The organism is Salinivirga sp. (genome assembly GCF_035268865.1).
Classification (GTDB): Bacteria; Bacteroidota; Bacteroidia; order Bacteroidales; family Salinivirgaceae; genus Salinivirga.
This window is the reverse complement of the sequence record NZ_DATFKB010000084.1, coordinates 1-10,451: the sequence shown is the minus strand read 5'-3', so window position 1 is coordinate 10,451 and position 10,451 is coordinate 1. Positions and strand designations below refer to the sequence as shown.

The 10,451-nt window shown below is 39.3% G+C and carries 9 protein-coding genes; 6 read left to right on the top strand and 3 right to left on the bottom strand.

Annotation, left to right across the window (positions count from 1 at the left end; all coding sequences use genetic code 11):
• Nucleotides 1-551 precede the first annotated feature (551 nt).
• Entirely contained in the window at nucleotides 552-908 is a 357-nt protein-coding gene (locus VJ937_RS05250; RefSeq protein ID WP_324065843.1) for a hypothetical protein, read from the top strand.
• A 158-nt stretch (nucleotides 909-1,066) separates the two neighbouring features.
• Nucleotides 1,067-1,423: a hypothetical protein gene (locus tag VJ937_RS05245; protein WP_324065842.1), complete on the top strand. Its 357-nt coding sequence runs from the start codon at nucleotides 1,067-1,069 to the stop codon at nucleotides 1,421-1,423.
• 44 nt (nucleotides 1,424-1,467) lie between these two features.
• Here VJ937_RS05245 and folB read toward each other — a convergent pair whose 3' ends face one another.
• Nucleotides 1,468-1,818, bottom strand: a complete 351-nt coding sequence (gene folB / locus VJ937_RS05240) for a dihydroneopterin aldolase (protein WP_324065841.1) — start codon at nucleotides 1,816-1,818, stop codon at nucleotides 1,468-1,470.
• A 153-nt stretch (nucleotides 1,819-1,971) separates the two neighbouring features.
• Here folB and VJ937_RS05235 point away from each other — a divergent pair, with 153 nt between their 5' ends.
• The gene (locus VJ937_RS05235; RefSeq protein ID WP_324065840.1) at nucleotides 1,972-3,678 is read left to right on the top strand and encodes a glutamine--tRNA ligase/YqeY domain fusion protein; all 1,707 of its coding nucleotides are present in this window, start codon (nucleotides 1,972-1,974) and stop codon (nucleotides 3,676-3,678) included.
• A gap of 122 nt (nucleotides 3,679-3,800) precedes the next feature.
• A complete protein-coding gene (locus VJ937_RS05230; RefSeq protein ID WP_324065839.1) occupies nucleotides 3,801-4,091 on the top strand; it encodes a hypothetical protein in 291 nt (96 codons plus the stop codon).
• Nucleotides 4,092-4,105: 14 nt separating this feature from the next.
• Here VJ937_RS05230 and ruvC read toward each other — a convergent pair whose 3' ends face one another.
• Complete coding sequence (ruvC, locus tag VJ937_RS05225; protein WP_414706397.1) at nucleotides 4,106-4,657, bottom strand: crossover junction endodeoxyribonuclease RuvC; 552 nt, start codon at nucleotides 4,655-4,657, stop codon at nucleotides 4,106-4,108.
• Nucleotides 4,658-4,818: 161 nt separating this feature from the next.
• Here ruvC and VJ937_RS05220 point away from each other — a divergent pair, with 161 nt between their 5' ends.
• Nucleotides 4,819-6,510 carry a DEAD/DEAH box helicase gene (locus VJ937_RS05220; RefSeq protein WP_324065838.1) on the top strand — a complete coding sequence of 564 codons (1,692 nt, stop codon included), beginning with the start codon at nucleotides 4,819-4,821 and terminating at the stop codon, nucleotides 6,508-6,510.
• Nucleotides 6,511-6,588: 78 nt separating this feature from the next.
• Here VJ937_RS05220 and VJ937_RS05215 read toward each other — a convergent pair whose 3' ends face one another.
• Nucleotides 6,589-7,788 carry an aminotransferase class I/II-fold pyridoxal phosphate-dependent enzyme gene (locus VJ937_RS05215; protein WP_324065837.1) on the bottom strand — a complete coding sequence of 400 codons (1,200 nt, stop codon included), beginning with the start codon at nucleotides 7,786-7,788 and terminating at the stop codon, nucleotides 6,589-6,591.
• 505 nt (nucleotides 7,789-8,293) lie between these two features.
• Here VJ937_RS05215 and VJ937_RS05210 point away from each other — a divergent pair.
• Nucleotides 8,294-10,451: SusC/RagA family TonB-linked outer membrane protein (locus tag VJ937_RS05210; RefSeq protein WP_324065836.1), on the top strand; the 2,158-nt coding region annotated here is incomplete at its 3' end.

The following is a 10,451-nucleotide window of genomic DNA, read 5'->3' as shown; positions in this document are numbered from 1 at the left end:
GTAAGGCTTCAGCCTGGAACCTAATCTATATAGAAAAAAGTTCCTGGCTAAAGCCCTAAGCAGCAACGGTAACTTGTCACCGCCATAAATGGCGGTGTAATGAATGTACTATCTCAAAAATTACAACTTTGAGAACAAATTCAGATAAGAAATAGCTTGTGTTTTTTTAATATATAGTGTAATAAGCACAAAAAACTATAAAGCTTCGGATAGTTGTAGTTAATTTTAAGTATTTCAGTCACTTTTTATGCCAAACATTGACTAATTCTCTTTTTGTAAGTCTTTTTGTTCATTATTCAGGGAAATTTAGATAAAAAAAGCTACAAATTTTGAAAAAGTAGTGAATCTGTTTTATGCTTAGGTTTGATTATTCATTTTAAATATTGTGTGAAAGCTACCTGTACAAATTTTACACAATGATGTACGATACCGGACATTAAAATTTGACCGGAATTGGTATAAATATCATTAAATCAGTGTTTTGACATTGTTGGCATAGCTTTGGCTAATATAGAATCAGAAACCAAAATTAACCCTTAAAACCCAATACCATGAAAAATTTTAAAATTACCACTGCAGCCCTTATCTTAGTTTTGATCTTTAGTGCAAACATCAGCCAGGCATTTCCAGCCATCAAAGCTACAGCAAATTCTGACAAAGAACTTTATACTGCCATCCAACAGTTGATGGATTATCCTGAACAGGGTAAAGCCCAAGGTGCTTCTGGTTACGTTCTTACAACTTTCCATGTCAATGAGGAAGGATGGATTACCGTGAAAGATGTGCAGGGTAAAAAAGTTTTTACCGATTATGTTAAAAGCCAGTTAGATGCTATTTCAGTTGAAAATCCGGACCTCTACGGTAAAAATTATAAGATTAAAATTCAATTTGATTTTCAGGATGAATAGTTGAATTATTCCCCAACTTAAGGCCGGCCTGTGTGTCGGCCTTTTTTTGTGCGTAAGTTTCAATAAACCAGGAAAAAATAGCATATCGGTGCAGCATTTTGTGGTTTTGATCGTCATACATTCAGAAACCCAATAATAAAACTTAAAACCCCAAAACCATGAAAAGCATTAGATTATTTTCTGCAGCACTTATCTTAGCTTTAGTATTCAGTGCCGATGTATCAAAAGCATTTCCGGCCATTAAAGCTACAGCGAATACCGACAAAGAACTTTACACAGCCATTCAACAGCTCGTGAAATTTCCAGACAATTGTAAAGAGCTTGGTCATTCAGGTTCGGTATGGGTAACTTTTTTTGTAGATGGCGACGGATGGATTGATGTTTACGACGTTCGTGGAGATTGTATGTTTTCTGATTATGTAAAACAGCAATTACCTTTGATCTCAATTGAGAATCCGGAGTTGTTTGGAAAAACCTATCAAATTAAGATTAGTTTTAATTTTATAGCGCGATAATTATATTTCGATGATCGTTTAAGCCGGCTTTGATCGGCTTTTTTTTAACGGTCAAGGGTTACGCTCACACTCTCCATTTTTCCACCGAGGGGCGGATTCATTTTTCGTACCTTTACTGTAGCATGTTCAATTTGGTCGAACTCAGCATAAAGGGTTTCCAAAATTCTGCCGGCCACATGTTCAAGTAGATGGGATTTTATTTGCATTTCAGCTTTAACAAATTCATACACCTTTAAATAATTGAGTGCATCCTCTAAATTATCTGATTTCATTGGTTTTTTACAGTCGGTTTCCAGCGTTAAATCGACCAAAAAATGATTGCCTACAACCTGCTCTTCCTTGTAACACCCGTGGTAGGCATAGAATTCCATGTTTTCTATTTGTATTTTACCCATTTTTATAACAGTTTTTATTTTCAGCTTAATGTAGATAATGTCTTTAAAATCGAGCTGTAAAAGTATAAATTATTATTTTTGTAAGTTGAACTTAGTTTAGCATAAAAGGTTTAAATCAAATACAACATATATTTAGCATAATTTAAGATTCCAATGAACAAACCAGAAACGCCAAGCGAAGAGAAAAAGTCACTCAACTTTATTGAGCAGATTATTGAGGAAGATTTGAAGAACGGGAAGAATCAAAAGCGTGTGCACACGCGTTTCCCACCGGAGCCAAATGGATATTTGCATATTGGTCACGCAAAATCAATATGCTTAAATTTTGGTTTGGCCAGGCAATACAATGGAAAATGTAATTTGCGTTTTGATGATACAAATCCGGAGAAAGAAGAGACAGAATATGTTGAGTCTATTAAAGCAGATATTCGCTGGCTGGGTTTTGAATGGGATGGAGAAGAGATGTATGCTTCCGATTATTTCGACCAACTTTATGAGTGGGCAGTTAAATTAATCAAGGATGGCAAAGCCTATGTTGATGATCAAACTCCGGAAGAAATTTCTAAACAGCGGGGAACAACCAGGGAGTCTGGTAAAGAAAGTCCTTTTAGAGCGCGCAGTGTTGAGGAAAATCTCGACCTGTTTGAGCGAATGAAAAATGGTGCTTTTGAAAGTGGGTCAAAGGTGCTGAGGGCTAAAATCGATATGGCATCACCGAATATGTTGCTTCGTGACCCGATTATGTACCGGATTTTAAATCGTGAACACCACCGCACAGGGGATAAGTGGCATATTTATCCAATGTATGATTATGCACATGGGGAATCAGACTATATCGAAGGTATTACACATTCGCTTTGCACACTAGAGTTTGAAGTACACAGGCCACTTTATAACTGGTTCCTTGATCAACTTGCTGAAGGCGAATATCGGCCACAACAAATTGAATTTGCGAGGTTTAATCTTGGCTATACCGTGATGAGTAAAAGGAAATTGCTTGAGCTTGTCAATGAGGGATATGTTGCCGGATGGGACGACCCACGCATGCCAACCATCACGGGGATTAGGCGCAGAGGTTATCCACCAGCAGCCATACGACGTTTTTCTGAAATTATTGGTATTGCCAAACGTGATAATTTGCAGGATGTAGCCCTTTTAGAGCACACGGTTCGGGAGTCGCTCAATAAAACAGCACCACGTGTAATGGCTGTGCTGAATCCTGTTAAACTGGTACTTACAAATTACCCTGAGGATAAAATTGAACATGTAGAGATTGAGAATAACCCTGAAGATGAAGATGCCGGAACACGCGAAATGCCCTTCTGTCGTGAGTTATATATTGAGCGCGATGATTTTATGGAAGATGCACCGCGAAAATTTTTCCGAATGACTCCAGGCAAAGAAGTGCGCCTTAAGGCCGGTTATATTGTAAAATGTACTGAAGCCATCAAAGATTCTGAAGGGGATATAACAGAAATTCATGCCACGTATGATCCCGATAGCAAAAGCGGTTCTGGTACAGAAGCATCAATGCGGAAAGTAAAAGGAACACTTCACTGGGTCTCAGCACAACATGCTTTGGATGCAGAGGTGCGTCAGTACGACAGGCTTTTTACCGTTGAAGAACCAACAGCAGATAAAGAAAAAAATTATAAAGAATATATCAATCCTGAGTCATTAGAAATTTTGAAAGGCTGCAAGGTTGAACCATCTCTGGCCAATGCCAAACCCGAGGATCGCTTTCAGTTCCAGCGTAAGGGCTATTTTGTGGCAGACCGTTACGACCACAAACCAGATAAAATGGTTTTTAACCGTACCGTACCACTCAGAGATACCTGGGCTAAAGTAAAGAAAAAATAATAGAGCAGCGTACAATATAAATCTTGCTTTAGGGTTGTGATATTAGGGGATTATAAATCGGTAAATAGGGACAACGGTTTTTTAATCCATAATTTTTTGTGAATGTTTATAAAATGGTCGCATTGAGTTACAAAGCAATCATCATTATACCTTTGTTTATTTTTTTGTCCGGGACGCTCGGTGATGTTGTTCATGTTGAGCAAATGGACTCAGGGCTGCCGCACCATTTAATTGAGCAGCTTGAAAAGCAGGCATTTGATGAGCCCGACGAAAAAAATTCCGAAGCTCATGTACAAAGCAATTTCTCGACCCCGGTTTTTAGATCAGATCAGGTTGGGATTTTTGATGAAAAAGTTCGTTTGGGTGTGTTGATTCCCGAATACCAGGGTTTTTCATCACAGGACTATCGGTGAATTTATTTCCGTTTCTATTTAACTCTGCCCGGATTTTTCTTGACAAAATCTGACCAACTATTGCTTTTTTTAGTGTCAGGAACCATTCTCTGATAGAAATGACAAACAGCTGCAGCCAGACCATCAGTGGCATCAAGATATGAGGGGAGGTTGTCAATTTGCATCATACGTGTGAGCATGCCCGCAACCTGTTCTTTTGATGCACTCCCTGAACCTGTAATGGCTTGTTTTATTTTTCGGGGTGCATATTCGACAATTGGCACCGAATGCGATAGCGCCGCAGCAATGGCAACACCCTGTGCCCTGCCAAGTTTGAGCATAGATTGCACGTTTTTCCCGAAAAAAGGGGCTTCAATGGCAATTTCATCTGGCAGATATTGTTCAATGAGCATCCTTGTGCGGTCGTAAATGTAATTTAACTTTTGGTAGTGATCTTTGTACTTACGCAAATCTACCACACCCATACTTAAAAGTGTAGGTTGCTTGCCAGATGCATCAATCACGCCATATCCCATGATGGTAGTGCCCGGATCTATACCTAAAATTATGTTATCTGCATCTTTCAATAATTGTATTTTAGAAGGTAAAAAACAAATGTAATAATTGTAATGGGCTTTTATTGTGATTTTGGGCACCAAATTTGTTAAACTTTTGGCAATAAATTAATAATAAGGCCTCCTTGCCATAAAATAGTATTACCTTTACACGCTAATTATTTAAGACTTTTATGATTCAAACTTTCGCCGAATCCGGATTGCAGGTAGATATACTGGACGCAATTCAGGAATTGGGTTTCGAGCAACCCACGCCTATACAGGCACAAACAATACCCTTTCTTTTAAACTCAAGACAAGATTTTATAGGCCTCGCCCAAACAGGAACAGGTAAAACAGCCGCTTTTGGTTTACCGGCATTACATTTAACAGATGTCGAGGATAAACAAACCCAAACACTTATATTATGTCCTACGCGAGAGCTTTGTTTGCAAATCACAAGTGATTTGAACAAGTACTCGAAGCGTATGCGCGGCCTCAATGTAGTGCCGGTTTATGGAGGAGCCAGTATTGAAACACAGATAAAGGCACTCAAAAAAGGTGCACAGATTGTTGTAGGGACACCGGGCCGTTCATTGGATTTAATAAAACGCAAAAAGCTTAAACCTCACAATATTAGTAGGTTGGTGCTGGATGAGGCCGATGAGATGCTCTCCATGGGATTTAAAGAAGACCTTGATGCTATTCTTGAAAATACACCAGAAGAGAAGCAGACATTACTCTTTTCAGCGACGCTTTCGAAAGAAATAGCCCGTATTACCAAAAAATATATGAATAACCCAGAGCAGGTTTCGGTGAATCCAAGAAATACTGCCGCTGAAAATGTTTCTCACATTTATTACATGGTACAGGCAAAAGACCGTTACCAGGTTTTAAAACGCCTTGCAGATGTAAATCCTGATATTTATGGGATTGTTTTTTGCCGAACCCGTCAGGAAACAAAAGATATCGCCAAAAAGTTGATGGAAGACGGCTATAATGCCGATGCTTTGCATGGTGACTTGTCGCAGGCCCAACGCGATGAGGTTATGCATCGTTTTAGAAATCGACAGTTACAAATTCTTGTGGCTACCGATGTTGCTGCACGTGGTATCGATGTGAATGACCTTACACACGTTATTAATTATAACCTGCCCGACGATACAGATGCTTATGTGCACAGAAGCGGTCGCACGGGGCGTGCAGGTAAAAAAGGGCTTTCAATTGCCATTGTGCATTCCCGTGAAGGTCGCAGAATTCGCGAAGTGGAAAAGGTTGCCGGGGTTAAGTTTACCAAAGGTACGGTACCGGGCGGTAAGGAAATTGTAACGAAGCAGCTTTATGCATTCATAGATAAGGTTACCCAAACAAATGTGGATGAAAAACAAATTCAGCCATTTATGGAGGCAATTTATGAGAAATTAGAACCGATGAGTCGTGAGGACCTGATCAAACATTTTGTCTCTGCAGAGTTCAATCGCTTTTTAGATTATTATAAAGATTCCAGAGATATCAATGTTTCAGAATCAAACAGAAAACAAGAAAAAAATGGTCCGAAAGCCAAGAAAACCCGGACAGGAGGGGGTAAAATTAAGTTCTCCAGGCTTTATATTAATCTTGGGACCAAGCATAAATTGAATCCTACAAGGCTTATTGGGTTAATTAATGAGACCTTGCGATCGAGAGATGCAGAAATAGGTAAAATTGAGATATTGAAGAATTTCTCATTTTTTGAAATAGAGGATACCCTAACCAATAAGTTGGTTGACGGTCTTATAGGTAAAAAGTTTGATGGACATCCTATACTTGTGGAGTTGTCGGAAGCGAAAAAAGCAGGTGGACGGAACAAGGGTGATAAGCGCCCGAGAACTAAGAAACGTCGTTAGTATTTTTAAATAATATAACAGCACAAAAAAAAGCTCTTCAAAACCGAAGAGCTTTCGTTTTATATATATGGAGCTGCGTTAATCTTTATAATTACTGAGTACCTCAAGTACAATATCAATATCTTTTTCAGTGTGTGATGCATTGATTTGAAAACGAATTTCTTCATCACCTTTTGGTACCACCGGGAAATTGAGCCCTGTGGCAAGCACTCCGTGCTCGTTAAGGTGCTTTACAATATCGCTTGTTTTTTGAGAATCCCGCACCATTAGCGGCACAACAGGATGGTCGCCCTCGATTGTTTCTAATCCCAGGTCACACAATCCTTTGTCGAATTTTTGTGTCATGGCACGTAAATGCGCCAGTATATCTTTACCTTCAGAAGTATCAACAATTTCCAGTGCCTTTATTGCAGCTTCGCTTTCTGAAACGGTAATCGGATTTGAATAAATGTATGTAGGTGCACTTTCACGAAGGTATTTTACCACCTCTTTTGATGATACAACATATCCGCCATTCACACCAAAGGCTTTACCAAGTGTGCCGACCAAAATATCGACTTTGGCGTTAGTGTACTCCTCGGTTCCGCGTCCGGTTTTACCAAAAGCACCGACCCCATGTGAATCATCAGCTATAGTAATTACGCCTTCTTCAAACTTGTCGTTAAATTTTTCGCAAACTTTTACAAATTCATCTAAAGGAGCATGATCTCCGCGCATGCTAAAAATGCCGTCCGTAATAACCAGTGCTCTTTTACCTTTCCCTATACTACGTTCAAGTGCTTTTTCGAGCGCTTCCATGTTATTGTGCGCATATATTTCTTTACCAGCAGGTCGTCCCAAACGCATGGCGTTTATTATACAGTTGTGGTTAAGTTCGTCGCTTATCAAAACCGTTTCTTTAGTTGTCATCGGGAATATTACTCCAATACTGGTTACATAAGCCGAGCTGAAAATCATGCCCGCTTCTCTACCATGAAATGCTGCCAGTTTGGCCTCAAGGTCGAGATGAGATTTGAATGTGCCGTTAATAAAGCGCACTGCGCCGGGCCCCACACCAAATTCTGCTGCCCCTTTCTCTTCAGCTTCAATCATATCTTTGCGCAACGAGAGCCCCAGGTAAGAGTTTGAGTTCATTCGAATAAACTCTTTATTGCCATATCCTTCCAGCAAATAGCGGGGACCTTTTCCTTTTTGAGCTGGAATACATTGTGTAATAACCTTTTCCGCACCTTTTGCACGTCCGCTTTTTTCGAGCTCGTCAACGTTTTTTGTGAGCACTTGATTTAGTTTATTTAATGACATAATACCTCCTGATTATTTATAGGTGTTGTTTATTATTATGATTGCAAATGTAGCTAAAAGTATGAAAAATTGAACCATAGCCATTGTAATATGTTTGAAGGTGTTTTAATGGAAATGCACCAGGGTTTTGCCTCAGAAATCATAATATAGCATGCGGATTCGGCTTTTATAATTTAATGAATTCGACGCTGCATTATATTATCAATTTTGATTGTTTATTCTAATATATTAAACTGCAAATTTATTTTTCTGTATTTTTTTGTCAAGCAAAACGGCCTGTATCCCTTAGTTTTACATGTCCTCGTCAAAACCTGTAAAAACCATAGTTGTCATATGTGTTTTACAACACACTAATAAACAGCCATTTATAATGAGTTGCCTAATAGTTAGTTAAATTGACGTTAAATATTCGTTAAAAAAATTTGCAATAATTCAATATAAGCGATACTTTAGCCCATACATTAAATAAAAGTTAAGTGTTATGGGAAAATTTTTATTTACACTGGTGTTCCTAAGTTTCTTAGGGATCCAGTCGTATGCACAAAAAACAGTAACAGGGACTGTAAGCTCCGCCTCTGATGGCAGTGAGATGCCTGGAGTTACAGTAGTTGTAAAAGGAACCCAGGTGGGTACAATTACCGCTAATGACGGTAGTTACTCTATAGAAGTTCCTCAAGGTGCGGATACGCTTATGTTCTCGTTCATTGGTATGAACAGTGTGAAAAAAGCTATCGGCAACCAAACCGTAATTAATGTCCAGATGGTTTCAGCCGTCACAGAGCTCGATGAGCTGGTGGTTACCGCCCTGGGTATTTCGAGAGAGAAAAAGGCACTTGGTTATGCCGTACAGGAAGTCGGAGGGGCTGACCTGGAGGAAGCCAAAGAGGCCAATATTGTAAACTCGCTTTCCGGTAAAGTAGCCGGTACACAAATTACCAATGCCAGTGGTGCGGTAGGTTCTTCTTCACGTATCACCATTCGTGGTAATGCTTCTTTTAACAATAACCAACCACTTTGGGTTGTAGATGGTGTGCCAATTAGTAATGCTTCATCTGACGTTTCGCAGTGGGGTACTGTCGGTAATGAGGCAGACTTTGGTAATGCTGCAATGGACCTAGACCCTTCAAACATTGAATCACTTACGGTTCTGAAGGGTGCCAACGCTGCTGCAATTTACGGATCCCGTGCAGCAAACGGTGTAATTGTAGTAAAAACTAAAACCGGTGAAAAAGCTAAAAAAGGTATTGGTGTCAGAATTAGTTCAGCCGTTACCTTTGACCAGGCTTACAACTTTGTCAACTATCAGAATGATTATGGTCAGGGTGTTGGTGGTAGTGAATTTAATTATCTTGGTTCAGGAGCTTATGATAATGGCGCTTCTTATCAGGATTTTGCCAACGGAACATATAGTTCAAATTATGGGTTTCTGTATTATGATGGTAATGGTGGTGGTGTAAACGATAACGTGGACGAAAGTTGGGGTCCAAGACTTGATGCAGGATTGTCAATGCCTCAGTTCAATAGCCCACTTGCAGATCCAAATGATCCAGACACACGTCAGGCTACACCCTGGGTGTCGAATCCGGACAACATCAAAAACTTTTTCCAAACCGGTGTGACATTAGATAATAGCGTAAACATTACTTCAAATGGTGATAAAGGAGCCATGAGACTCTCTTTATCTCATTACGACCAAAAGGGTACAATCCCAAATACCGATTTAACCAAGTATACAGTTTCATTCAATGGTACACAAAATTTAACAGACTGGTTGAAGTCCAATGTAACATTTAATTACGTTAATAATTCAAGTGATAACCTTCCAGTTCAGGGTTATAGCTCGAACAACGTAATGCAATCTATGGGTGGATGGTTTGGTCGCCAGGTAAATATGGAAGCTCTGGAAGCAAATTATGACAAACTAAATGTTTTTGGTAATCCATACAACTGGAATACCAGTTATCACAATAACCCGTATTGGAACGTGAATTATAATACTACAAGTCGTGAGCGTGACCGTATATTTGGTAATGCAAGTTTAGATGCAGAGCTTACAGACTGGGTAAAAATTACCGGTCGTGTAGGTGTAGATTATTACAGTGAAATACGCAAGCACGTTGATTATGTTATGTCGAATGAACAACCTGACGGTGCATTCTGGCAAGAAGATAGGAATAATCGTGAGGTAAATGCAGACTTATTTGCATCTTTTAATAAGGATTTTGGAGATTTTAATCTTAATGGTATTTTAGGTACCAACTTCCGTAGAAGTGACTATGGATCGATGTATCTTGAAGCATTAAAGCTTACTGTACCTAACCTCTTTACCATTTCAAATGTGCGGGGTAATCCTGTAACTGATATGTATGATGAGGAAATGGAAACCAATAGTGTTTATGGACAGGCCTCTGTAGGCTGGAAAAGAGCAGTTTTTCTTGATGTTACAGCACGTAACGATTGGAGTTCAACACTTCCTTCCGATTCATGGAGCTATTTCTATCCTTCATTTACAGGTAGTGTAATTGTGAATGAATTGTTAGAACTTGAATCAGACATTTTATCATTTGCCAAAATACGTGGTGGATGGGCCAAAGTGGGTAACGACACCGATCCTTATCAGTTGTCATTGATTTATAATG

What these genes read in the sequence shown, in the direction of transcription:
- folB (WP_324065841.1), bottom strand. Translation starts at nt 1,818, where the DNA reads ATGGGTAAAATACAAATAGAAAACATGGAATTCTATGCCTACCACGGG.
- VJ937_RS05220 (WP_324065838.1), top strand. Translation starts at nt 4,819, where the DNA reads ATGATTCAAACTTTCGCCGAATCCGGATTGCAGGTAGATATACTGGAC.
- VJ937_RS05250 (WP_324065843.1), top strand. Translation starts at nt 552, where the DNA reads ATGAAAAATTTTAAAATTACCACTGCAGCCCTTATCTTAGTTTTGATC.
- VJ937_RS05235 (WP_324065840.1), top strand. Translation starts at nt 1,972, where the DNA reads ATGAACAAACCAGAAACGCCAAGCGAAGAGAAAAAGTCACTCAACTTT.
- VJ937_RS05245 (WP_324065842.1), top strand. Translation starts at nt 1,067, where the DNA reads ATGAAAAGCATTAGATTATTTTCTGCAGCACTTATCTTAGCTTTAGTA.